At 64.2% G+C, this 24,100-nt stretch carries 23 protein-coding genes; 8 read left to right on the top strand and 15 right to left on the bottom strand.

All coding sequences use genetic code 11. The annotated features are described in order from the left end of the window. The 9 genes from KW832_RS21405 to KW832_RS21365 form a co-directional block, all read right to left on the bottom strand. Positions 1 to 151 (bottom strand): GTP-binding protein (locus KW832_RS21405; RefSeq protein ID WP_255577894.1); only part of this gene is annotated, 151 nt, incomplete at its 3' end. A 222-nt stretch (positions 152 to 373) separates the two neighbouring features. Continuing rightward, entirely contained in the window at positions 374 to 2,476 is a 2,103-nt protein-coding gene (fusA, locus tag KW832_RS21400; protein WP_055401687.1) for an elongation factor G, read from the bottom strand. A 151-nt stretch (positions 2,477 to 2,627) separates the two neighbouring features. Next, the gene (rpsG, locus tag KW832_RS21395; protein WP_005798541.1) at positions 2,628 to 3,101 is read right to left on the bottom strand and encodes a 30S ribosomal protein S7; all 474 of its coding nucleotides are present in this window, start codon (positions 3,099 to 3,101) and stop codon (positions 2,628 to 2,630) included. A gap of 172 nt (positions 3,102 to 3,273) precedes the next feature. Beyond that, complete coding sequence (gene rpsL / locus KW832_RS21390) at positions 3,274 to 3,651, bottom strand: 30S ribosomal protein S12 (protein ID WP_007851137.1); 378 nt, start codon at positions 3,649 to 3,651, stop codon at positions 3,274 to 3,276. Between the two features lie 259 nt (positions 3,652 to 3,910). After that, positions 3,911 to 5,080: a D-alanyl-D-alanine carboxypeptidase family protein gene (locus KW832_RS21385; RefSeq protein WP_121507826.1), complete on the bottom strand. Its 1,170-nt coding sequence runs from the start codon at positions 5,078 to 5,080 to the stop codon at positions 3,911 to 3,913. Positions 5,081 to 5,200: 120 nt separating this feature from the next. Then, complete coding sequence (locus KW832_RS21380; RefSeq protein ID WP_218301217.1) at positions 5,201 to 5,854, bottom strand: serine aminopeptidase domain-containing protein; 654 nt, start codon at positions 5,852 to 5,854, stop codon at positions 5,201 to 5,203. 97 nt (positions 5,855 to 5,951) lie between these two features. Beyond that, complete coding sequence (locus KW832_RS21375) at positions 5,952 to 6,311, bottom strand: ferredoxin (RefSeq protein ID WP_218301218.1); 360 nt, start codon at positions 6,309 to 6,311, stop codon at positions 5,952 to 5,954. A gap of 55 nt (positions 6,312 to 6,366) precedes the next feature. Then, on the bottom strand, positions 6,367 to 7,464 hold the full coding sequence (locus tag KW832_RS21370; protein WP_218301219.1) for a VanZ family protein: 1,098 nt from the start codon (positions 7,462 to 7,464) through the stop codon (positions 6,367 to 6,369). Positions 7,465 to 7,476: 12 nt separating this feature from the next. Beyond that, positions 7,477 to 7,905, bottom strand: a complete 429-nt coding sequence (locus KW832_RS21365; RefSeq protein WP_176887945.1) for a CopD family protein — start codon at positions 7,903 to 7,905, stop codon at positions 7,477 to 7,479. A gap of 326 nt (positions 7,906 to 8,231) precedes the next feature. Here KW832_RS21365 and hemB point away from each other — a divergent pair, with 326 nt between their 5' ends. Both hemB and KW832_RS21355 read left to right on the top strand, forming a co-directional pair. Beyond that, the gene (gene hemB, locus KW832_RS21360) at positions 8,232 to 9,239 is read left to right on the top strand and encodes a porphobilinogen synthase (protein WP_121421995.1); all 1,008 of its coding nucleotides are present in this window, start codon (positions 8,232 to 8,234) and stop codon (positions 9,237 to 9,239) included. A 58-nt stretch (positions 9,240 to 9,297) separates the two neighbouring features. Further along, entirely contained in the window at positions 9,298 to 10,428 is a 1,131-nt protein-coding gene (locus KW832_RS21355; protein ID WP_121421994.1) for a magnesium transporter CorA family protein, read from the top strand. 74 nt (positions 10,429 to 10,502) lie between these two features. On the opposite strand, the gene KW832_RS21350 is transcribed toward KW832_RS21355, so the two are convergent. Together KW832_RS21350 and KW832_RS21345 are read right to left on the bottom strand one after the other, a co-directional pair. Further along, positions 10,503 to 12,053 (bottom strand): tetratricopeptide repeat protein, encoded by a 1,551-nt coding sequence (locus tag KW832_RS21350; protein WP_218301220.1) that lies wholly within the window; start codon positions 12,051 to 12,053, stop codon positions 10,503 to 10,505. 271 nt (positions 12,054 to 12,324) lie between these two features. Beyond that, positions 12,325 to 13,338 carry a porin gene (locus KW832_RS21345; protein ID WP_057228604.1) on the bottom strand — a complete coding sequence of 338 codons (1,014 nt, stop codon included), beginning with the start codon at positions 13,336 to 13,338 and terminating at the stop codon, positions 12,325 to 12,327. A 787-nt stretch (positions 13,339 to 14,125) separates the two neighbouring features. Here KW832_RS21345 and KW832_RS21340 point away from each other — a divergent pair. Both KW832_RS21340 and KW832_RS21335 read left to right on the top strand, forming a co-directional pair. After that, the gene (locus KW832_RS21340) at positions 14,126 to 14,809 is read left to right on the top strand and encodes a heavy metal response regulator transcription factor (RefSeq protein ID WP_218301221.1); all 684 of its coding nucleotides are present in this window, start codon (positions 14,126 to 14,128) and stop codon (positions 14,807 to 14,809) included. A gap of 55 nt (positions 14,810 to 14,864) precedes the next feature. Beyond that, complete coding sequence (locus tag KW832_RS21335; protein ID WP_218301222.1) at positions 14,865 to 15,980, top strand: heavy metal sensor histidine kinase; 1,116 nt, start codon at positions 14,865 to 14,867, stop codon at positions 15,978 to 15,980. Positions 15,981 to 16,018: 38 nt separating this feature from the next. Here KW832_RS21335 and KW832_RS21330 read toward each other — a convergent pair whose 3' ends face one another. Both KW832_RS21330 and KW832_RS21325 read right to left on the bottom strand, forming a co-directional pair. Continuing rightward, a complete protein-coding gene (locus tag KW832_RS21330) occupies positions 16,019 to 16,957 on the bottom strand; it encodes an amidohydrolase (RefSeq protein WP_255577881.1) in 939 nt (312 codons plus the stop codon). 151 nt (positions 16,958 to 17,108) lie between these two features. Beyond that, positions 17,109 to 17,798 (bottom strand): dienelactone hydrolase family protein, encoded by a 690-nt coding sequence (locus KW832_RS21325; RefSeq protein ID WP_218301223.1) that lies wholly within the window; start codon positions 17,796 to 17,798, stop codon positions 17,109 to 17,111. A 115-nt stretch (positions 17,799 to 17,913) separates the two neighbouring features. Between KW832_RS21325 and KW832_RS21320 the strand changes: the two genes are divergently transcribed. The 3 genes from KW832_RS21320 (at position 17,914) to KW832_RS21310 (ending at position 20,149) form a co-directional block, all read left to right on the top strand. Beyond that, positions 17,914 to 18,660 carry an SDR family oxidoreductase gene (locus KW832_RS21320; protein ID WP_121423008.1) on the top strand — a complete coding sequence of 249 codons (747 nt, stop codon included), beginning with the start codon at positions 17,914 to 17,916 and terminating at the stop codon, positions 18,658 to 18,660. Further along, positions 18,660 to 19,295 carry a MarC family protein gene (locus KW832_RS21315; RefSeq protein WP_055402029.1) on the top strand — a complete coding sequence of 212 codons (636 nt, stop codon included), beginning with the start codon at positions 18,660 to 18,662 and terminating at the stop codon, positions 19,293 to 19,295. Before KW832_RS21320 ends, KW832_RS21315 begins: the two co-directional genes overlap by 1 nt. A gap of 149 nt (positions 19,296 to 19,444) precedes the next feature. Further along, positions 19,445 to 20,149, top strand: a complete 705-nt coding sequence (locus tag KW832_RS21310; protein ID WP_218301224.1) for a response regulator — start codon at positions 19,445 to 19,447, stop codon at positions 20,147 to 20,149. Between the two features lie 237 nt (positions 20,150 to 20,386). Here KW832_RS21310 and KW832_RS21305 read toward each other — a convergent pair whose 3' ends face one another. Continuing rightward, on the bottom strand, positions 20,387 to 21,649 hold the full coding sequence (locus tag KW832_RS21305) for a porin (RefSeq protein WP_218301225.1): 1,263 nt from the start codon (positions 21,647 to 21,649) through the stop codon (positions 20,387 to 20,389). A 438-nt stretch (positions 21,650 to 22,087) separates the two neighbouring features. On the opposite strand from KW832_RS21305, the gene creC reads away from it, so the two are divergent. Next, a complete protein-coding gene (creC, locus tag KW832_RS21300) occupies positions 22,088 to 23,554 on the top strand; it encodes a two-component system sensor histidine kinase CreC (protein WP_218301226.1) in 1,467 nt (488 codons plus the stop codon). Here the strand turns inward: creC and KW832_RS21295 are convergent. Next, entirely contained in the window at positions 23,551 to 23,931 is a 381-nt protein-coding gene (locus tag KW832_RS21295) for a phosphopantetheine adenylyltransferase (RefSeq protein ID WP_121421987.1), read from the bottom strand. The genes creC and KW832_RS21295 overlap by 4 nt on opposite strands. Positions 23,932 to 24,100: the final 169 nt, after the last annotated feature.

Here is a 24,100-nt window from a genome sequence, read left to right as displayed (position 1 = left end):
CGATCTGGTCGTATGCCTTGGCTTCACCGCCGAACTTGGCGGACAGCACGGTAGCGATGGCTGCCGTCAGCGTCGTCTTGCCATGGTCCACGTGGCCGATTGTGCCCACGTTGACGTGAGGCTTGGTCCGTTCGAATTTACCTTTTGCCATTTTGAATCTCCAAAGAGCAATGCCTGTGTTGGGGTTTAACGTCTGCACCCGATTGCTGGTTCGTCCCGCACAGGGCAACAGGACGGCACCGGATCGCAGATTGCAAGAATTTTGCTACTGTTTTAATAGCTGCTAGCGCTTTATAGACAAGCGCTAGCAGCCAATCTGACTCAAAAACAAAGAGGAAAGACCTGCCCAGGGCAGACCTTTCACTCGACGCGCTTACTTGGCGCGTGCAGCCATGATGGCTTCAGACACATTGCGCGGCGCTTCGCTGTAGTGCTTGAATTCCATCGAGTACGTAGCGCGGCCTTGCGTCGCGGAGCGCAGCGAGGTCGAGTAGCCGAACATTTCGGACAGCGGCACTTCAGCGCGGATGGCCTTGCCACCGCCCGGGATGTCGTCCATGCCCTGGACCATGCCACGGCGGGAGGACAGGTCACCCATCACGGTACCAGCGTAGTCTTCCGGCGTTTCCACTTCCACAGCCATCATGGGCTCCAGAATGACCGGGCCGGCCTTGCGGCAGCCTTCCTTGAAGCCGAAGATGGCAGCCATCTTGAACGCCAGTTCGTTCGAGTCCACATCGTGGTACGAACCGAAGTGCAGCGTGACCTTGACGTCTACCACGGGGTAGCCAGCCAGCACGCCTTGCGTCACGGCTTCGTTGATACCCTTTTCCACGGCCGGGATGAATTCGCGAGGAACCACACCACCCTTGATCGCGTCGACGAACTCGATGCCCTTGCCGGCTTCGTTGGGTTCGATCTTGAGCACGACGTGGCCGTACTGGCCCTTACCGCCGGACTGGCGCACGAACTTGCCTTCGGCTTCTTCCACCGTCTTGCGGATGGTTTCGCGGTAGGCAACCTGGGGCTTGCCCACGTTGGCTTCCACGCCGAATTCACGCTTCATGCGGTCCACGATGATTTCCAGATGCAACTCGCCCATACCGGCGATCAGCGTCTGGCCCGATTCTTCGTCGGTCTTCACGCGGAAGGATGGATCTTCTGCAGCCAAGCGCTGCAGTGCAATGCCCATCTTTTCCTGGTCAGCCTTGGTCTTGGGTTCCACGGCCTGGGTGATCACAGGCTCAGGGAACACCATGCGCTCCAGAATGATCTGGGAGTCGATGTCGCTCAGCGTTTCACCGGTCGTCACGTCCTTCAGGCCCACGCAGGCAGCAATGTCGCCGGCACGGATTTCTTCGACTTCCTGGCGCTCGTTGGCGTGCATCTGCACGATACGGCCGATACGTTCCTTCTTGCCCTTGATGGGGTTGTAGACGGTATCGCCCTTGCTCAGAACGCCGGAGTACACACGCACGAAGGTCAGCTGGCCCACGAACGGGTCGGTCATCAGCTTGAATGCCAGGGCCGAGAACTTCTCGCTGTCGTCCGCCTTGCGGGTGACGGGGTTTTCGTCTTCATCGGTACCCGTCACGTCAGGGATGTCCGTCGGTGCCGGCAGGTAGTCGATCACGGCGTCCAGCATGCGCTGCACACCCTTGTTCTTGAACGCGGTGCCGCACAGCATCGGGTGGATTTCCGTGGCGATGGTGCGCGTACGCAGGCCGAACTTGATTTCAGCTTCGGAGAGGTCGCCCTCTTCCAGGTACTTGTTCATCAGCTCTTCGGAGGCTTCGGCAGCGGCTTCCACCATCTTCTCGCGCCATTCCTTGGCCGATGCGACCAGGTCGGCTGGAATTTCTTCGTAGGTGAACTTCATGCCCTGCGAAGCTTCATCCCACAGAATGGCCTTCATCTTCAGCAGATCGACCACGCCGGTGAATTTGTCTTCGGCGCCGATTGGGATCACCACGGGCACAGGGTTGGCCTTCAGGCGCAGCTTCATCTGCTCGTAGACCTTGAAGAAGTTGGCACCGGTACGGTCCATCTTGTTCACGAAGGCCAGGCGAGGCACCTTGTACTTGTTGGCTTGGCGCCAGACGGTTTCCGACTGGGGCTGCACGCCACCCACGGCGCAGTACACCATGCAGGCGCCGTCGAGCACGCGCATCGAACGTTCCACTTCGATCGTGAAGTCCACGTGACCGGGGGTGTCGATGATGTTGAAGCGGTGCTCCTCGTAGGAGTTGTCCATGCCCTTCCAGAAGCAGGTCGTGGCAGCCGAGGTGATCGTGATGCCGCGCTCTTGTTCCTGCTCCATCCAGTCCATGGTGGCAGCGCCGTCGTGCACTTCGCCAATCTTGTGGCTCACGCCCGTGTAGAACAGGATACGTTCGGTGGTCGTGGTCTTGCCAGCGTCAATGTGGGCCGAGATACCGATATTGCGGTAGCGCTCGATGGGAGTCTTGCGAGCCATGGTGGATCCTTGGATGGGTCGTGTTATTCAGGGGAAGGGCCCAGCATTGTGGCGCTGCGACCCGTCAATTTTGTGACCACCTCAATCGCCACAAGGCTGCAGGCAAAATTGCCGGCAGCCTTGCGCTTGGCGACGAGGGCAGTTCGTCGATTTAGAAGCGGAAGTGGCTGAATGCCTTGTTGGCTTCGGCCATGCGGTGCACTTCGTCACGCTTCTTCATGGCGCCGCCACGGCCTTCGGTGGCTTCCAGCAGTTCGTTGGCCAGGCGTTGGGCCATCGACTTCTCACCGCGCTTGCGGGCGGCTTCCTTGATCCAGCGCATGGACAGAGCCAGACGACGGACAGGGCGCACTTCCACAGGCACTTGGTAGTTGGCACCGCCCACGCGGCGGGACTTCACTTCGACCATGGGCTTCACGTTGTTGATGGCAACAGTGAAGGCTTCCAGCGGGTCCTTGTCAGGGTGCTTCTTCTCGATCAGTTCCAGGGCGCCATAAATGATGCGCTCTGCAACCGCCTTTTTGCCGCCTTCCATGATCACGTTCATGAATTTGGACAGCTCAACATTGCCGAACTTGGGATCCGGCAGGATTTCACGTTTGGGGACTTCGCGACGACGTGGCATTTTTTACCTCTATCTTTGCTTCAGTTGGCATCTTTTCAGACACCGCGAGAGCCAATCAAGGACTCCCACTTACTCGACCCGCGCAGAACACCTGCGTTTGGGGCCACTACGCTGCTTCACCGCGCCACGCGGGAGACAGCACCGAAAATTCTTTTGTGCAAAAGCGCAGGGCTTACTTGGCCTTGGGCTTCTTGGCACCGTACTTGGAGCGCGACTGCTTGCGGTCTTTCACGCCTTGCAAGTCGAGCGAACCACGCACGATGTGGTAACGCACACCGGGCAAGTCCTTGACACGACCGCCACGAACCAGCACCACGCTGTGTTCTTGCAGGTTGTGGCCTTCACCGCCGATGTAGGAAATGACCTCAAAACCGTTGGTCAGGCGCACCTTGGCAACCTTACGCAGAGCGGAGTTAGGCTTCTTAGGCGTCGTGGTGTACACACGGGTGCACACGCCGCGGCGCTGGGGAGAGTTTTCCATCGCAGGGCTCTTGGACTTGATCTTTTCGACCTCGCGCCCCTGACGGACTAGTTGATTGATGGTTGGCATGAATACGTCCCTAAACGTAAAAAACGAAAACGTGAAACCCTTCGGAATTTCCGAAAAGCCTTCTAATGTAGCAGCAAGGCCTTGAACGGGCAAGCGCTACGCGGTTTTCCTCGGAAACCCAGGCTCAAGATGGAGACCAAAAGCCGCCGAAAGCGCGCGGCAAGCCAGAACCGCCGCGCTGGCGATACCCCCTTCCCAAATGGCTGCGCTGTTCGGGAAGGGGGTGAAGACGCGGCAGCGCCTGAGGGGGATGTTCCTGCTACTTTATCCAGAGCCGGATGGCATCCCATGCACGGCCCAGGATGCCTGCCTGTTCCACGCCTTCCAGCGCGACCAGCGGCACTTCCGCCACAGCCTGTTCGCCCAGGAGTACCTTCAGGGCGCCCACAGACTGCCCCTTGGTGAACGGAGCAACCAGCGGGTCGGGGCGCGCAATCTGGGTGGTGATCTTGCCTGCACTGCCTGCGGGCACGGTCACCACGATGGCCTCATCGCGGCCAATCTTGAGGGTGTTTTCCGTGCCCTTCCAGACAGCGGGCGTAGCGACGGGCTTGCCGGCGTCAAACAGCTTGACGGCTTCAAACGCGGTATAGCCCCAGTTCAGCAGCTTCTGGCTTTCGTTGGCGCGCGCATTTTCGCTGGCAGCACCGAGCACGATAGACAGCAGGCGGCGCTGGCCCACGCCTGGGAATTCACGCTTGGACGTGGCCACGAGGCAGTAGCCTGCGGCTGCGGTGTGGCCGGTCTTGAGGCCGTCCACGGTCGGATCGCGGAACAGCAGGGAATTGCGATTGCTGCCGTTCGATGCAGGCGTGCCGGGGTAGCTGTACTGCTTGGTGGAGTAGTAGTGCATGTACTCCGGGAAATCCTTCATCAGGCGCGTGGCGAGAACGGACAGGTCGCGCGCCGTGGTGAGGTGGCCGGGCTCGGTCAGGCCTTCGGGGTTCTTGTAGCTGGTGCCGCTCATGCCCAGGGCCTTGGCCTGGTCGTTCATGAGCTTGACGAAATTTTCGTACGTGCCGCCAACGCCCTCGGCCAGCGCTACCGTGGCATCGTTGCCGGACTGGACGATCATGCCCTTGATGAGGTCTTCCACCGGCACCTGCATCTTGGGGTCGATGAACATGCGCGAGCCGGGCATCTTCCAGGCACGCACGCTCACGGGCAGCTTCTGGTCCAGCGTTATCTTCTTGGCGCGCAGCGCGTCAAACACCAGGTAGCCCGTCATGAGTTTGGTGAGCGAAGCCTGCTCCACCGGCGCGTCAATGTCCTTGGCGGCCAGCACCTGGTTGGCCGTGACGTCCACCAGCATATAAGTGCGCGCGGCAATTTCAGGAGGCTGGGGCGCCTGGGCATAGGCGCCGAAAGCGGCAGGGGCCACGGCAGCAAAGACGGCCAGAGATCGCAGCGCGGACAGGATTCGTTTCATGGGCAATAAGGGGCTGGAAAGGCTCGGAAAAGAGGAAAAAGAAACAGCAGAAACTGCTGGGAGGCGACCAGGAGGGGGCGGGTTGAAGCCAACCCAAAGTCAGACGCAGGCTTGAGTGGCTCAGCCTTGCGATTGCAGGTGGCGCACCACCAGATTTTTCAGAAGCGGCAATTGTCCGTGAAAGAAATGCCCCCCTGCGGGAATGACTGTGACAGGCAGTATCTGGGGCCGCGCCCAGTCCATCACAGCGGCCAGCGGCACAGTGTCGTCGTGCTCGCCGTGCACGACCAGGGTGCGCAGATGGGCATCGGGCGGCACCGGGGCAACGGCAAAACGGCTGGCTGCCGTGCCCACCAGCACTGCCTGGTCCACGCGACCCTGCGGCCAGAGGGCGGCCAGCGCATGGCTGGTGACAAATGCGCCAAACGAGAATCCCGCCAGCGCAATCCGCTGACCAGCGGCAGCGGGCGCCACCTGCTCCACCACTGCCAGCAGGTCCTGCAGCTCGCCCTGGCCTTCGTCGTACACGCCTTCGGTGCCGCCCACGCCGCGAAAATTGAAACGCACGGCTGTCCAGCCACACTGCACAAAGGCGCGCGCCAGCGTCTGCACCACCTTGTTGTCCATGGTGCCGCCAAACAGCGGATGGGGGTGGGCAATGATGGCCACGCCACGGGGCGCAGCAGCACCGTCGGCCAGCGCGGCAGCGTCACGCACGGCCTCGATGGCGCCTGCGGGGCCGGACAGGGTCAGGCGTTCGGTCTGGGCATTCACGGGTTTACTACCAATTTAATAGCTGCTAGCGCCTGATGGACAAGCGCTAGCAGCCAAAATCATTCAAGAAAAAACAACGAGACGGATGGAGGCGTATTCAGCGGCCAAGTTCCGCCGGTGTGACCAGGCGCTCCACCACCTGGCCGTTTTTCAGGTGCGATTCGACGATCTCGTCGATGTCGGCCGCGTCCACATAGGTGTACCAGGTGCCCTCGGGGTAGACCACCGCGACGGGGCCCGCCGCGCAGCGGTCCAGGCAGCCGGCCTTGTTCACGCGCACCTTGCCGGCCCCCGCCAGGCCTGCCGCCTTGACCTGGGCCTTGCAGCGGTCAAAACCCGCCTGGGCGTTGTGGTGGGCGCAGCTGTCCTCACCGTTGGTGCGTTCGTTCAGGCAGAAGAAGATGTGGCGCTGGTAGTAGCCGGGCGCTGCGGCCGGTGCGGGGGTGGTTTCGCTCATGGCTGCATTTTACGAACCCACGCGTCCACGATGTCGGCGCGGCGCTGAATGCGACTCAGGAGGAGCCTTCCTTGCGCGACACCCGAAACACCACGTAGATCAACGTAGCGTAGGGCCACAGCCACCCCAGCCACTGGCCCAGGCCGTAAAAGCGGATGAACCGGCCCTGCTCCCAGATCTGCAGCGTCTGCGCAAAGTAGGCGCTGGTGGGCGCCTGGTTGAGCAGCGCCAGGTGCCAGACCAGGGCCACCAGCAGCACGGCAGCGCAGGCACGCCGAGGCAAGGCCAGCAGCATCACCGCCAGCGCCAGCGCGCCCCACACGCCCACGCGCGTGGGCAGGCCCATCCATTCCCAGGCATGCACGGGGCCCCAGCTCAGGGCGGCCGACAGCGCAGTGAGCGTGACGCCCACGGCCACCACACCCAGGGCAAACAGCGCCCGTCGCCCCACATGGCGGATCACGCAGTAGCCCAGCAGGCACGGGGCCAGCAGGCCCAGCGTCACGCACAGCAGCTCCCCACTGGGCGAGAGCGGGTCGAGCGCAGCCTCGCGCAGCGGCAGCCAGTCCAGAAACGGGGTGTCGGCCAGCACCTCGATGAGCGCCGCTTCCAGCCGCTCCAGCACCTGCCCCAGCCCGAACGGCACCGCCGCCGGGAACAGCAGCGCCAGCGGCCACAACGCCAGTAGGACGATGGCGCCGCTGGCGTCCTGCACAAACCAGCGGCCCTTGAAATCGCTCCAGCGGTCGATGGCGCCCAGGCGCTCCAGCAGCGCGGCGCTCAGCGCCCCCGCCAGGGAGCCCGCCGCGTTGAGCAGCAAGTCAAGATTGGAGGGCACACGACGGGGCAGGTAGATCTGCAGGAACTCCATGGCCAGTGACAGCAGCATGCCCACCAGCGTGGCCAGCAGCACCGCGCCCCGCCCCCAGCCCGAGCGCAGCATGGCCAGCACCAGCAGAAAACCCAGCGGGGCATACCCCACAACATTGGTGGCAATGTCAAAACCCGTCCAGTACGGCGGGGGCAGCGGCGCCAGCAGGAAGACCAGGGGGTCAATGCCCTGGGCGCGCCAGCCGTCAAACGGGAACAGGCTGGCAAAGACGATGAGCGCTGTATAGATCAGCGCAAGAGGCCAGGCGGAGGTCTTGGACACCTGCGTGCGGGCCTAGAACGGCTTGACCACCACCAGCACCACGGCGGCCACCAGCATCAGCACGGGAGCCTCATTGAACCAGCGGAACCACACATGGCTCCTGCGGCTGGTGCCGTCGGCCAGCTTGCGCAGTACCACGCTGCAGGCGTGGTGGTAGCCGATCACCAGCAGCACCACCGCAAGCTTGGCGTGCATCCAGCCATTGCCGGGGCCCCAGCCGATGCCGTAACCCATCCACAGCCACAGGCCCAGCGCCAGCGCAGGCACGGCCAGCAGCGTGGTAAAGCGAAAAAGCTTGCGTGCCATGAGCAGCAGGCGGTCGCGCTCGGCGGCTGAGCCCGGCGCCACCATCGCCAGATTGACGAAGATGCGCGGCAGATAGAAAAGGCCAGCAAACCAGCTGGCCACGAAGACGATGTGAAAGGCTTTGACCCAGAGCATGGAGGCAGTTTAAGGGCCTGTGCGGGCCACCCGAGGCCGCACCAAAAAAAAGCCCGGCAAATCCGCCGGGCCGGGAAAGCCTGTTTTGCATCGCTGCAACCCGAGGCCCCGCTCAGGGAGGGAAAGCGGGGGGCGGCAAGCCGCCCGGCGCCAATTTAGCACCGGGCATCGGGTGTTACAAGCGGCATTTCCAAGGTGAGAAGGCGTCGCCATGGTGTTTGAAACCGGCGCGCCCCATGCCAGTGCACCCGTGGATCCAGCTTCGCCGGTCCAGGGGGTGCGTCCCCCGAGGGAGCCGCGCAGCGGCTCAGGGAGATAATCTCGCGATGCACCTCCAAAGCCCCGCTCCCTTCCCCCAGAACCGCCCGCGCCGCCTGCGCCGCGATGCTTTTACCCGCAACCTGGTGCGCGAAAACGCTGTGACGCCGCACGACCTCATCTACCCCGTGTTTGTGCATGAAGGCAGCCAGCGCCGCGAGGCCGTGACCTCCATGCCCGGTGTGGACCGTCTGAGCCTGGACCTGCTGCTGCCCGTGGCCGAAGACTGCGTGAAGCTGGGTATTCCGGTTCTGGCGCTGTTCCCGGCGATCGACCCGTCGCTCAAGACGCCCGATGGCAAAGAGGCCCTGAACCCCGACGGCCTGATCCCGCGCGTGGTGCGGGCGCTGAAGAAGGAATTCCCCGGCCTGGGCGTGATGACCGACGTGGCGCTGGACCCGTACACCAGCCACGGCCAGGACGGCGTGCTGGACGAGACCGGCTACATCATCAACGACGAGACGGTGGAGATCCTCACCGGCCAGGCGCTCACGCACGCCGAGGCGGGTGTGGACATCGTCGCGCCCAGCGACATGATGGACGGGCGCATCGGCGCCATCCGCGAGGCGCTGGAAGTGCAGGGCCATATCCACACCCGCATCATGGCCTACAGCGCCAAGTACGCCAGCGCCTTCTACGGTCCCTTTCGCGACGCCGTGGGCACACGTGGCGCCCTGGGCAAGGCCGACAAGAATGTGTACCAGATGGACCCCGGCAACAGCGACGAAGCCCTGCGCGAGGTGGCCATCGACATCGCCGAAGGCGCGGACATGGTGATGGTCAAGCCCGGCATGCCGTACCTGGACATCGTGCGCCGCGTGAAGGACGAGTTCAAGGTGCCCACCTTCGCCTACCAGGTCAGCGGCGAGTACGCCATGATCAAGGCCGCTGCCGCCAATGGCTGGCTGGACCACGACGCCGTGATGATGGAAAGCCTGCTGGCCTTCAAGCGCGCCGGTGCCGATGGCGTGCTGACCTACTTTGCGCGCGACGCGGCTCGTTTGCTAACAAAATAATAGCTACTAGCGCTTTATGGACAAGCGCTAGAGGCACTTTTCATTCAAAACCGGGGTCATGCGCATCTTTCACATCCACAACGGCGGCGTGCAGGAGCTGACCGCGTTGCCCGCTCAGATGCCCGCCCAGGGTTTTGTCTGGATCGCCTGCGGGCGCCCCGCCTTCCAGGCGCGGCTGGCCGAGATCCAGGCACGCCTGCAAACCCTGGTGGGGCTGCAGCTGGTGGACCTGCACGTGTCCGACCTGCTCAACGCGCAGCTGCCCTCGCACTACGACTACACCTCGCAATATGACCTGCTGGTGTTTCGCCGCTTGGCCACCGCGCAGGGCGACACCGTCGACTCGCCCGTGGAAGGTGATAGCCCCGCCAGCCCACTCAAACGCAGCGGCCCACCGGTGCTGCGCCGCATCGACACCAGCCCGGTGGGGTTTGCGGTGTTCGACCAGCTGCTGCTGACCGTACACCCCGCAGACTGCGCAGTGCGCGACGCCTATGCGGCCCGTCTGCTGGCATCGCTACCCACCAGCAACGGCACCGAAGGCCGCAGCAGCCCCGTGCCCGGCGCCCGCGTGCCCGCCAGCCCGGCCGACCTGATGCTGCGCGTGGTGAACATGATGGTGGACCGCTATCTGGACCTGCGCCGCGAACTCACGCGCCAGCTCGACCACTGGCAAAACGAGCTGCTCAAGCCCCGGGCGCGGTATGTGAACTGGAGTTCGCTGCTGGAAGCACGGCTGGCCCTGCACAAGCTCGACGAGATCTGCGAAGACCAGCGCACCGCCGTGCAGGACTGGATCGATGCGCTGGAAACCTGGGCCTTGCCCGACACCCCGGCTGGCCTGCGCGAGCTGGACCTGCTCAAGGTGCGCAGCCGCGACGTGCTGGAGCACATCGAGCGCGTGGTGCACCACGTGCGGCGGCTGGAGCAGAGCACCGAAACCGCCGTGCAGATGCATTTCAGCGTGCAGAGCAACCGCACCAACGACATCATGCGCACGCTCACGGCGCTCACCGCCGTGTTCCTGCCGCTCAATCTGATAGCGGGCATCTTCGGCATGAACTTTGAGTTCTTGCCGCTCATCCACAAGGCCGATGGGTTCTGGTGGGCGTTGGGCTCGATGGTCTTCATCGCCCTGTCGCTGGTGATGCTGTTCTGGCGCAAGCGGTATCTGGCGAGGACGAGGTGACCATGCTCGCGAAGGCACTCAGCTGACGAAGCTCTCACAGCCAGACGTTCTTCGCACCAGAGTCCACGCAGCCGTCAACCCGCCAACGCCAGGGCCAGTGGTTGTCGTGCGCGAAAAGCCCATTTCGGCCCCAGACGGAAGGCCTCCAGCCTGCGCGAGGAAGCGGTAGCAAAAAAGAGGTCTTCGGACAAATGGAGGCGTTCAAATACCCGCCGCTGGCGCACCGAGCGGCGGCGCAGATCCCCCTCAAAGGCATTGCCGTCACCGCGCGATTGTTCGAACAATGCTGCCGCGCGCGCCAGGTTCTGCAGCGCCAGGGGCGTCAATGCCGGCACGGCACGCGGTGCGGACAAACGGGCCTGCGCGATAAACGGGTTTTGCCCCACCAGCAACCCCCAGGGCCGACGGCCCTCGACAGGGTCGACACTCAAGGCCTCCAGCTTGGTCAAACCGAAGTCGCGCGCCAGCGTCAGCCGCACGGCCAGCCAGGGATCGGCTTGACGCACTTGCTCAATCGCCTCGCGCGCCACGGATTCACTCCCCTGCAGCGGCAGCACCAGTGAGCCCAACAGGCGCTGCGCGTGCGCATCGCCCTGGTTGGCAGCGGCATGCAGCCACGCAATGGCCTGCTCCGACTCCACCACCGAGTTCGACGCGCGCAGTATCAAAGCCCCCAGCTTGCGCTGCGCCTCGGACTGTCCGGCCATGGCCGCTTTCTCCAGGAAGAAGCGGGCCATCTGCGGGTTGGATACCGACGAGCGGTGGTCTGCATGCGTCGCGTACAAGGCAAGCCATGCATCGTCCCGGCCCGCGTCCGCAGCGCGCAACAACAAGGCCACGCCTTTGCGCAGGTTCAGCGACGTGGCCAGCCGCGCTGGCGCCAGCGTGCCGCTGTCAATTCCGCAACGCGCACGGCCCAGCAGGCACGCAGCGTCCCGATCCCCGCGTACGACAGCCAGCTCCAGGCTGGCCTCAATCTGGTCAGGTGCCAGCCCGCGCAAGGAGTGTTTCTCGCGCTCGGCCCACAAGACCGCCGCCACGACCAGATCCGACAGGGCGTGTGTCAAGCGCGGCGCCACCATCAGCGCCACCCGCAGGCAATCGACCAGCTGGTCCAGTCCCCCTTCTTCACGCGCCTGGCGCGCAGCGATCACCGCGACCTGCACCACGTCCACTGCGGCGCTGGATTGGATCGATTCCACCATCGCCTCCAGGGCGCGGTCCGAGCGTGCACCTTCCACGGCCGCCATGACCTGGCAGGCCTCGACGTGCCCGGCTGCGGCGGCAGTCTCCAGCCACGACTGCCCCGCCGTGACGGAGCTGCGCGTCAACGCCATCCACACGCCCAGCTTGAACTGCGCCAAGGGGCTTCCCGCAGCGGCAGCCTTGTGCAATGCATCTTCCTGTTTCAGGTCCAGCAAATCCTGCAGCGGCAAACTCTCTGCAATGGCACACGCGGTTTCTGGCAGCTCACGGACGCTGGGGTGTGAGAGGTACTCGATCCCCGTGGCCACATGGCGCGGGAAGCCATCGCCCCCCACCAAATAACGTCGGCCCGCTTTGCTGCGGGCGGCGGGATCGCCCTGGCGGGCCAGGGTCAGCAATTGAATGTCTTGTCGGCGCATGCTTGGCTCTCTTCAACGTGTTGCGGGGGCGGCACACCAAAGCGGCTTTTGGCACGCAAACTGGCAAACACCCCCTGCTTTGGACAGGTTTGAAGAATAGAAACGCACGCCTGACAGCGGGATTGCGCGCACATGACATCTCTGTAATGAACCGCTTGGCCTGCCCGCGACCCATGCAAAAAAGCCCGCATCCCCTGGGGGATGCGGACCAATCGTTTACCTTGGAGACAATTGCCCATCGCAATGGGCAAGAGGAAGACCGCCTGGGGTCTTAGAACGTGTGGCGCAGGCCGAAGTCCAGGCCCTTGGAGTTGTCACCTGCACTGGTCTTGGCACCGTTCAGTGCAAGCGCAGAACCGTTCTTGTTCTTCAGGTACGCAAAGGTGGTGTACAGGGCAGTGCGCTTGGACAGGTTGTGCACGTACCCCACGGCAAACTTGTTCGCCTGCACATTGGTGTCCTGAACGCTGACGCGGGACCACGAAGCGCGGACCAGGCCAACGCTGCCCACGGGAGCCGTCGCACCGATCATGTAGTGGCGAGCCTTCTCGTCGCGGGCCTTGGACTCATCCTGCCCAGCTTCAACCAGCAGCTTGGCCACACCGAAATCGTAAGAACCTCCGATGTTGGCATTCGTCACGTCGCCATACGCACCAAGGCTGGACACCGAGCCGTAGCTCACGCCCACATTGAGGGGGCCGTTTTCATAGCCAGCGCGCAACCCATAGCCATTGCCGTCATTGGAGCCATTGGCGGCCTCGCCACGGTAGTACTGCACCTGGCCAAAGAACCCACCCAGATTCCTGGGCGTGAAGTACGACACGGAATTGCTGGTACGCGTCTGCATGGCGTAGCCGTAGTTGCTGCCCAGCGAAGTCGTCTTCAGAAGAGCGCCGACGCCGTTGTCGCCGAATGCGTCATAGATGTTGTTGTAGGTCGCAGTGAAATCACGGCCCAGGCGAACTTCGCCCCAGAGGTCATCCATCAAGCTGATGGTCGAGCGACGGTTGAAGTTGAAGGTGTTGCCGACGCCTGTACCGTCGTCCAGGTTGTACCCGGCTTCCAGCCAGAAGCCAGCCTTCATGCCACCACCAAGATCTTCAATACCTCGGAAACCGAGGCGGTTGGACGCCAGACCACCGCTGCCCACGCTGGTCCGGTTCGTCTCACTGCCGCGGCCCACCTGAACCGCCACGTCGGCCACGCCAAACAGCGTGACAGACGATTGTGCATAAGAGGTTGCGCTGATGGCTGCAAGCACAGCCAATGTGGCGAATTTTTTCATGGTCATCCTTGTTAAGTGGGTTCAATCGGAGTCATGTCCCACGCCTTGTTGGCAGGACATGGTGCAAGCGTAGGCACTGCACCCTCGTGCCCACAGACCGCAGAGCGCAACCACGGGGGACACGCATGCGCCCCCCCCTCGGTTTGGGACAACGCCGTTTCACAGGTGCCACATTCCCTCCGGACTGAAAGGCTGTTGGCGATCCCCGGGAGGCACACAGCGGTTTGGCGGGATGGGTACGCCAGACACGGTGTGCAATAGATAGATAGCCTGGACTTGCAAAACCGCTGCAAAAGCAGAGACCGGCTGCAAACACCACGGCCCGAAAGGTTGTCGCGAAATCGGGTGAGGAGACACAACCGCTGATTGCGCAAGGGCTAGGGACCCTCTGCACAAATCACCGCGCCGTGTGCAGCTGCAGTCTCGGGCGGTCTGCGGCGTTGCAAATACTCGCAATAGCTGCGGCTATTGCTGCGTTTTGCGCCTTGCAGCCCATCCCGATCCGCAGCGCCCACTTGCCGCTCGATTCGTGCAGAGGATCCCTAGCGCAAACGGCGCACCCGAAGCATCCGCGAGGATCATGGTCACGCTCCAGACCAATCCTCCCGCGAGACCGCACACAAGCTCTCACGACTGTTCGTGAATTCGCAACAGTGCATTTCGATCCAGCAAGCTTCTCAAATCCACACGCACCTTCAACAATCCACCAAAGTCAATCCGCAGCTTCCCTCCATCCGTCTGCACTCCACCTTTTCTGTCCCTTGAGAAACCGCCGGGATCTCGTCACATGCGCTTGCTTTCCATTGAAGACGAACGATCAACCGCCGCTTACCTGCAAAAAGGCCTGACCGAGCATGGCCATGTTGTAGACACGGCGTTCGACGGTGTGGAGGGCCTGCATCTGGCCACCTCAGGGCATTACGACCTCATCCTGCTCGACGTGGGGCTGCCCGGCGCCAGCGGCTGGGATGTGCTGCAGGGCATTCGCACACAACAACAGACACCGGTGTTTTTCATATCGGGCCGCGACGAGGTCGAAGACCGCGTCAAGGGGCTCCTGCTGGGTGCCGACGACTACATGGTCAAGCCCTTTGCGTTTTCCGAGCTGCTGGCACGCATCCAGGTGGTCGCGCGCCGCCGTGCACCCATGTCCGCACCAGAGGGCTTGCTGCGCGTGGGCGAGCTGGAAGTCGATACCGCGCGCCGGCGCGTCAAACGGGGCGCGCTGCGCATTGACCTCACCACCCAGGAGTTTGTTCTCCTGGACTATCTGGCCCGCCATGCCGGCCAGGTCGTATCGCGCACCCTGATCGCGCAGAACGTGTGGGACATGCACTTTGACAGCGACACCAATGTGGTTGATGTGGCGGTGCGCCGACTGCGCGCCAAGATAGACGAGCCCTTCGCCGAAAAACTCATTCACACCGTCAGGGGCGTCGGCTATGTCCTCGAACTCCGAAACAACGCCTAGGGCGAGGACTTTCCTGCGGCGCTCTCTGCCCCTGAAGATCGCGCTGGCGATTTCTTTGATCACCCTGCTGTTGATCACGGCCAGCTTCTGGATGGTGATCTACCTGCTGGGCCAGGATTTCAACGACCTCCTGCCGCTGCTCGCCAGCAACGGAGGCATGGTCCATATCCCTGCAGAGGATTTGCACGCGCGGGGCCATGCCTTTGCCCTGCGCTCATGGCGTGTTTTTGCCATCACGCTGGGTGTCGGCGCGCTGGCCGCGAGCCTCTTCGCATGGTGCACCGCCAAGCTCATCCTGTCCTCGGCCCACCGCCTGGCCAACACGGCCAACCGCATCAGCGCCCAGGCCTTGCACGAACGGCTGGCCCCCGAGAACAACATTGCCGAGCTGGAACCCGTGGCCCGGGCGTTCAACAACATGCTCGACCGGCTGGAGGATTCCTTCACCCGCCTGTCGGGTGTGTCGTCCGACATTGCGCACGATCTGCGCACTCCCATCCACCGTCTCCTGATGGTCGCGCAGGTCACGCTGGACCGCCCCCGCAGTGCGGACGAATACCGTGCGGTGATCGAGTCGGCCGTTCCAACGTATGAGCGCATGGGGCGGATGATCGAGAACATCCTGTTCCTCGCGCGCGCCGAGAGCCAGCAAAGCGCCGTTCATGCCACCTTCATCCCGCTGGAGCAACGGCTGGGGGCCATCGCAGCCTTCTTCGAACTGCTCGCCCAGGAGCGGGGTTTGGAGCTGGCGCTCCAGGTAGACCAGAGCGCCCACGTCTGGGCTGATGACACCCTGCTCACCCGCGCCACCGGCAACCTGCTGACCAATGCCATTCGCCACGCCCGCCCAGGCAGCACGGTTGTGCTCTCAGGATCGGTGGCATCGAATGGCGGCTGCCATATTTCGGTCTCCAACGAGGGCGAGCCCATCGCCCTCAAGCACCAGGCCAGGATTTTTGAACGCGCATACCGGGTTGAAAGTCCGAGCAACGAAGAAGCACCCGGCGTTGGCCTGGGGCTGGCCATCGTAAAAAGCACCATGGAATTGCATGGAGGCTTGGTCTACGTGCGCAGCGCCCCAGGCCATCCGACGGTGTTCACCCTGTGGTTCCCGCCACCACCGCCGCGTGCACCGGAGGCTGGGCCATCACGCGGGCGCATCAGCCGGTAGCACGGGGTGCGATCGGGCTGGGACCTTGGGTCGCAAGATCAGCGCGGCGCCTGGACGCCGAACAACCCCGCCCCGTTGTCCCACGCCACCTTGCGCGCCACATCGGTAGGCAATCCACCCAGCCACTGGCGGTAGCCCTGCATCAGGCTTTCGTAGTGCTGCCAGCGCTGGTTGACCCAGGTGTCCGAGCCGATCACGAAGCGCGTGGGGTACTTGAGCAGCAGCGCACGCCAGGCGGGGCACAGCTGGTTGTCGTCGCAGACCAGGCCCGGGCGGTACGAGAGTTCGCCCACCAGGCCGGGGTAGCGCGCCATCAGCGCATCCACCCGCTCCACGGGCGCACCGCCGATGCCGGTGTGTGCCCAGATCAGGCGCGCCTTCTGGCCCTTCGACGGCGTGTGGGCCATCAGCAGGTCGATGGCCACATCGTCCACATGGGCCAGCACCACCAGGTCACGCTCTTCGGCCAGGACCATGAGCTTTTTGGCTACCGGGCCGTCGGCATTGGCGCTGTCGTACAGGTGGAACTCGCCAATGCCCCGGTAGGGCCCGGCCGCCGTGCCGCGCGCCAGCTCGGTCTGCACCATGGTGTAGATGCTCTCGTCGGCAAACCAGCCGGTGTAGTCCGCCCGGTTGCGGTACAGCCGCACAAAGGGCACGACGGTGACGCCCGCCTCGCGCGTCTGCGGCAGGCCCGCCAGCGTGAGCGAACCCGCGTTGGGCCGCGAATTGGCAACGATGGCGCGCACGCCGCTGGCCTTCATGCGCGCCAGCACATCGGCGGGCGGGTGGGGGCCGGTTTTGCCGTCCCACGCTTCCTCGTTGTAGTGCAGGTGCGCATCGAACAGGGGACCGGTGTAGTCGGCCGCGTGGGCCTGAAATCCAAATGCTATTAAAACAATAGCTGTTATCGATTTACAGGCAAGCGGTAGCGGCCAAATTTGCCTCAAAACCTGGATATACGTCGAACTCGCCATGGCGGCCTCCAAACATTGAGCAGTTCATCGCTGCGCCCTGGCGCCTGCAATGGGCGCGCCCCCGCCAGAGACGCCAAGCAAGGGCCGCCCCGCAGCGACGGCGTCGTCCCCCCTGGGGGAAGGCGCGCAGCGACTCAGGGGGGATTCCAATTCATGCGAGGTGCTTGTCGAAGAACGCCAGGGTGCGGTCGCGTGCCGTCATGGCCGCAGGCTCGTCGTAGCTGCCGCGCTGGTCGCAGTTGAAGCCATGGTCGGCTGCGTAGATGTGCACCTCGGCTCCCGGCTGCGCGCGGGCAAAGGCCTGCACGCTGTCCACGGGGATCCAGTGATCGCGCTCGCCAAAGTGGGCCAGCACAGGCACGCGCGGCTGGCGCGCAGCTTCGTCAGGGCTGGTCATGCCACCACCGTAATAGGGCACGGCGGCCGACAGGCCGGTAAGCGTGCAGGCCGCGCGCCAGGTGAGCAGCCCACCCCAGCAAAAGCCCACGATGCCCACCTTGCGGCCGCTTTGCGCGGCGGCGTAGTCGATGGCGGCTTGGATGTCGGGCATCACGCCGGGGGCGGGCAACGCCTCCACTGCGGCCTTCAGGCCCATGCCCACCTGCATGTCGTCGCCGGTGTAGCCTAGGTCCACGCCGGGTTTCACACGGTGGAAGGTCGAAGGCGCCACCGCCAGGTAGCCACGCGCCGCAAAGCGGTCGGCCACGGCGCGAATGTGGGAGTTCACGCCAAAAATTTCCTGCAGCACCACCACGGCGCCACGCGGTGCGGCATCGGGCTGGGCCACCCAGGCCGGAAATACAAAACCGTCACCCGAAGTCAGATCGACAAACTGTCCCATGCTGCAATCTCCTTGATAAAAATGCGCCGGAGTGGAGGTGTGCCTGCTGCAAACCGCTGCCCGCAGCACCCAGAACCTGTTCCAATGCGCCATTCTTGCAGGAGACCCCGATTTCATGGACAAGATCGTCTTAATCACCGGCGCCAGCCGAGGCATTGGCGCCGCCACCGCCCAACTGGCCGCGCGCCAGGGCTGGGCGGTGGCGGTGAACTACCAAGGCAACCAGGCCGCCGCCGATGCAGTGGTGCAGCAGATCCGCGCCGCAGGCGGCACCGCGCTGGCCGTGCAGGCCGATGTCGCCGACGAGGCCCAGGTGCTGGCCATGTTTGCCACCGTGGATACACAACTCGGGCGCATCACCGCCTTGGTGAACAACGCGGGCGTGGTGGACACCACCCAGCGGGTGGACGAAATGAGCGTGGCGCGCCTGCGCCGCATGTTCGATATCAACGTGATCGGCAGCTTTGTCTGCGCCCGCGAGGCCGTGCGCCGCATGAGCACCCGCCACGGCGGCGCGGGCGGCAGCATCGTCAACGTCTCCAGCGCCGCCGCGCGGCTGGGCGCGGCCCACCAGTATGTGGACTACGCGGCGGCCAAGGGCGCCATCGACACCTTCACCATCGGCCTGGCACGCGAGGTGGCGGCAGAAGGCATCCGTGTGAACGCCGTGCGCCCGGGCCTGATCGAGACCGACATCCACGCCAGCGGCGGTCTGCCCGACCGCGTGCGCGACCTGGCCCACCAGGTGCCCATGCAACGCGGCGGCACGGCCGAAGAAGTGGCCGAGGCCATCGTATGGCTGATGTCGGATGCGTCGCCCTACACCACCATGTCATTGCTTGAAGTCTCTGGAGGACGCTGATGGACCTGAAACCTCTTATCACCCTGCTGGCCATCGTGAACCCGCTGGCCATCGTGCCGTTTTTCATCCACTACACGCAGGGCTTTTCGTACCCGCAGCGGCGACGCACCATCCAGGTGGCCAGCTTCAGCGTGTTCTGCGTGATTGCAGCCTGTGCGCTGCTGGGCCTGCAGATCCTCGACTTCTTCAACATCTCGCTGCAGAGCTTCCAGGTGGGCGGCGGCATGCTGCTGCTCATCAGCGCGATGAACATGCTCAACGCCCAGCCCGCTGAGGCCAAGCCCAGCACCAATGAGTACGAAGAAGGGGCCGAGAAGGCAGCAGCGGGCAGCAGCATTGCCGTGGTGCCGCTCACCATCCCGCTGCTCACCGGCCCAGCCAGCATGTCCACGGTGGTGATTTATGCCGACCGCGCACAGACCTTCTGGCAGCACGCGGCGCTGGTGGGCTACGGCGTGGTGATTGCGCTGGCCACGGCCGTGTGTTTTGCGCTGGCCGACCCGATTGCACGCGTGCTGGGCAAGACCGGCATCAACGTGATGACCCGGCTGATGGGCCTGATCCTGGCCGCCCTGGCCGTAGAGGTGATGGCCGACGGGCTGGGTAAATTGTTCCCCATCCTCGTTGCACGCTGACATGGAATACCCCCTGAGTCGCCTGCGGCGCCTTCCCCCAAGGGGGACGACGCCCTCACTGCGGGGCGGCCCTTGCTCGGCGTCCCTGGCCGGCGCCGCGCCAGTTGCGTTGTCTGCGCGGGGTGCGCAGCAACGGGGATGATTGAGGCATGTCTGCCAAACTCCTTCTGCTCGAAGACGACCCCGCCATCGCCCGCACCGTGGCCTATGCGCTGGAGCGCGATGGCCTTACCGTCACGCACAGCCTGCTGGTACACGATGCGCGCCAGCAACTGCAGCGCGCCCGTTTTGACCTGCTGGTGCTGGACGTGGGCCTGCCCGACGGCAGCGGGCTGGACCTGCTGCGCGACGTGCGCAACGCGGCGTCCACGGCCGCCCTGCCCGTGCTGATGCTCAGCGCCCACGGCGAAGAAATCGACCGCGTGCTGGGCCTGGAGCTGGGCGCGGACGACTACCTCACCAAGCCCTTCAGCCCGCGCGAGTTGGCGGCACGCGTGAAGGCGCTGCTGCGCCGCGCGGGCAACGGGAACGGCAACGGCCACCCGGCAGCGCCCGCCGCTACGGCCACCGCGCTGTTCCTCGACGACGAGACGGGCCAGCGCATCAGCCTGCGCGGCCAGGCCCTGCCGCTGACCCGGCGCGAATACCGCCTGCTGTCCCACCTGTTGCGAGGCGCAGGCCGCATTCATTCGCGCGACGCGCTGCTGGCCGCTGCCTGGGGCGACGACAGCGAGAGCACCGACCGCACGGTGGACACCCATATCAAGACCCTGCGCGCCAAGCTGCGCGAGGTGGACCCGGGGCGCGAGTACATCAGCACGCACCGGGGCATGGGGTATTGCATCGATTTTTAAAACCCCATTGGCCCCGTCGATGGAGTCGATGACATCACACGCACTCATAGGTAGAGCGGGCCCTTGCAAGGCATCCCGCCCCCAGCAGGCGCGAGCACTGGCGTGCAGGCCACGGCCGCATGCCACCGAAAACTGAGAAATGCTCGGGCCGGAGGGCTGGACAGGCGGACTATCTGGCGGGGTAGCGTGTAGGGCCTGAGCGGCGCAGCACACGGATGCCCTCCGCTCTGCAAGCCCTCAGAAACGGTGGCGAATCGACAGTGCCAGGCTATTGACGTCTTTTCCGGGCGCTGCCGCAACGCCACCCAGGAATCCGTTGCCGCCCAACATGTCTTGCGACGTGTTTTTGTTGTTCAGGTGTGTGAGTACGGCATTCAGGTCGGTGCGCTTGGACAGTGCATAGGTGTAAGCCACCCCATACGACGCGCGATCCGCATTGAACGGGCGTTTGTCGTTCATGTTGTTGTAGGCCACGGTCACGGCGTGCACGCCGCTGGTGATGCGGTAGCCAACCTGGAACAGGCGTGCGTCTTGCCGGAAACCCTGAATGAAGGCGTTTTGCACCAGACCGGCCACTGGTGCCGTGGCAGGGTTGGCAGACAGGACTGCGGAAATGCCGGACAGGTTGGTGGGATGGTCGTCCTTGATGACGCTGAATTGGCCCGACAGGGTGCCCGGCCCGACATCCAGCGTCGCGCCGAGGACAGCGGTCGTCAGCGACTTTTCACCCAGTTCGTTGTTGCGTGTGTTGTAACCGCCGCCGAACGAATAGCCGTTGCCGTTGTACATGGCCATGGCACCCCACAGCCGCCCCGCGCTCGACCGACCTGCGACTTCCCCGGCTGCGTACATCGCGGTGGCGGTGAATCCGTTCCATTGCAGACCGTACTGGAGTGAGTTGCTCACGCGGATATCGAACGAAGCCGGAATCGCCACCAACTGTCCCAGTGACAGGCTGGACTCGGTCTTCATCGCGTCAAAGTTGGCGTTGGCCAAGTAGCCCGGTGTGTACTGTCGCCCGAATGTGAAGGCACCGAACGGGGTGATCAGGCCGGTGAATACTTGCCGATCAAAGAAGTTGTTGCCCAAGTTGACGCCCACGGAATTACCGATCTGGGCGGCCACTGCGGACACAGCAGGCTGAAGCGCAGCGGGCAGGCCCAACAATCCAGCGTTGCTGAGTCGGTCCGGCAGCCGCCCTTGGGAAATGGGGCGGTTGCCCAGTGCGCCGGTGTCAGCTTCGAGCCGCGATTCGAGCGTGAAGACGGCGCGGTATCCACCTCCCAGGTCTTCATTTCCCTTGAATCCGAGGCGCGAACCTTGCATGTTCCCACTGGTAAGGCTGGTCTTAGAGCCGCCGGGTGCTCCGGTGACATGGTGGATGCCAACGTCGACGATGCCGTACATCGTCACACTGCTCCCGTCAGCCGCGCTTTGCGCCATGCCAAACGACGAAAAGCACCCAAGCACGGCCGCTGATAGGGCACGCATTTTGTTCATAACTTGTCTCCTGTTGCTGCATGAAATTGGCAGAAGCCCGCGCCACACCGTGGGCAGCTCCGGGTTCAGCCTAGGTGACATGTCTCAAGCGGTAACAGCGGGTAGCACGGGATCGCTGGAGCAGCCCGGTCGCAACGATCTGTTTTCGAGCGAAAACGTTGCGCGTTTGCAACTTTTGTGGGCCGCGCAACAGGCTTTGCGTCCCCACGGTGCATCCCGTGCCAGATGGCAAGGACTGGGTCGCAGCATCACGCACAGGGAGCCCGCATCGCGCTTCCTGGCCAAATTCACCTTGCGATTCAACCGCCTGTACGATCTGACCAGCATGTCCGCCAGGCGTGCTACGCACTGCCCGTCCCCCACATCGTCTTGCTCCATACCGATACTCAGCGCTTCTGAGACGCTTTGCCGGTCAAGATTTTTTAAGAGAACTGCCCCATGCGCCTGGGCATCCGCCTGCTGTTCGCCTTCTTCCTGATCAACGGCATCGCCGCGTTTTTTGTGCTGCGCGTGTTCATGGCCGAGATCAAGCCCAGCGTGCGCGAGGTGATGGAGGACATGATGGTGGACACGGCCAACATCCTGGCCGAGCTGGCCAGCGAAGACCTGGCCGCCGGGCGGTTGGCGGCGGGGGCTGACAACAGCAGCACCAGCCCGTTTGCGCAGCATGTGCGACGCTATGCCACGCGGCCCATCGATGCGGCGATCTGGGGCTTCTCCAAGCAGTCACTGGACTACCGCATCTATGTGACCGACACCACGGGGCGTGTGTTGTTCGACTCGGAGAACCGCGCCATCGGCGCCGACTACTCGCAGTGGCGCGACGTGGCCCGCACGCTGCGGGGCGAGTACGGCGCACGCTCCACGCGCGATGTGGAAGACGACGACACCAGCGGCGTGATGCATGTGGCGGCGCCCATCTACGTGAAAGAACAGATTGCAGGCGTGCTGACGGTGGCCAAACCCACCCGCACCGTGCAGCGCTTCATCGACCGCGCCGAGCGCAAGGTGTTCATGGGCGGCCTTTTGCTACTGGCGCTCTCGGCCGCCGTCGGCGTGGCCGTGACGCTGTGGATGGTATGGAACGTGCGCCGTCTGCGCGACTACGCCTTGAGCGTGCAGGGCCCGGCCGATGGCGAGCGCCATGACCCCGGCGCCCCGCCCACCACGGCCCTGGCCGTGCCCGAGGTACCGGGCGAGCTGGGCGACCTGGCCCGCGCCATGGACCGCATGCGTGCCCGGCTGGAGGGGCGCGACTACATCGAGGGCTACGTGCGCGCGCTGACGCACGAACTCAAAAGCCCTGTGGCGGCCATCCGGGGCGCGGGCGAGCTGCTGCAGGACGAGCTGCCCGCCGCCGACCGTGCCGAATTTGCGACCCAGGTGGTGCAGCAAAGCGAACGCCTGCAGCGCATCATCGACCGACTGCTGGAGCTGTCCAAACTGGAGCAGCGCCACCACGCCGAGGGCCGCGCGCCTGTGGCCCTGCAGGCCTGCGCCGAGGCCGCCATCGGCCAGACACGCGCCCGTGCTGCGCAACGCGGCATCATGCTGGCCCTGTCCGGTACGGGCAGCAACGGCCCCTGGGAGGCCGAGCTCGTGACCATGGCACTGACCAATCTGCTGGACAACGCCATCGACTTTGCGCCAGCAGGCAGCACGGTGCAGGTGGAGCTGGACGGCGCCACCGTGGCCGTGCGGGACAGCGGCCCCGGCGTGCCCGACTACGCCCTGCCCCGCCTGGGCGAACGCTTCTTCACCACCGCGCGGCCAGGCGGCGAGCGCAGTGGATCGGGCCTGGGGCTGGCCATCGTCAAGCGCGTGATGGCGCTGCACGGGGGGCAGATGGTGGTGCGCAATACCGGGCCTGGGTTGCAAGTGGCGCTGGAGTTTCCCGCCAGTTAATGCGAGCGGCGCAGGTGTAGAGCGAGCCCCACCACCAGCAAGGCCAGTGCAACCCCATCCACCCGCACGACCGTCACCAGCGGGGCGCTGAGCGCGCTGCCCCGCTGCAGCCACGACAGCAGCAGAAACGACACCACGCTCACCAGCCCCGCCACCAGGCCCAGCCGATGCAGATCGGGGCGCAGGGCTGCATAGCCCATGAAGGCGGCCAGCAGCCCGAAAAGCACGGCCCGGTGCCGCAACAGCAGCTCCACGCCTGCATCCTGCACCGGGGTGCCGTACAGCTGCGCCAGCTTGCCCGCCCCGAGCACGCCCACCAGCGGCAGGGCATGGACCACTGCCACCAAGACCAGAATCACCGGAACCCCATAGCGCATGCCGCCCCCCTAAACGTGTTTCTTTTAGCCATGTGCCGTTTGTAGGTGCAAGGAGTTCGGCCGTCGATGACCTGACAGGTCATGCCGACACAACGCCCGACTTCACACTGGCCTCACAAACTTCATAGCGCCCTCACACCGGGCCACAACACTGCCTCCACAACATCAT

This window comes from Acidovorax sp. sif0632 (genome assembly GCF_019218805.1).
GTDB classification, from domain to species: domain Bacteria; phylum Pseudomonadota; class Gammaproteobacteria; order Burkholderiales; family Burkholderiaceae_C; genus Acidovorax; species Acidovorax facilis.
The sequence above is the reverse complement of the archived record's forward strand: the minus strand, read 5'-3'. Positions and strand labels throughout refer to the sequence as shown.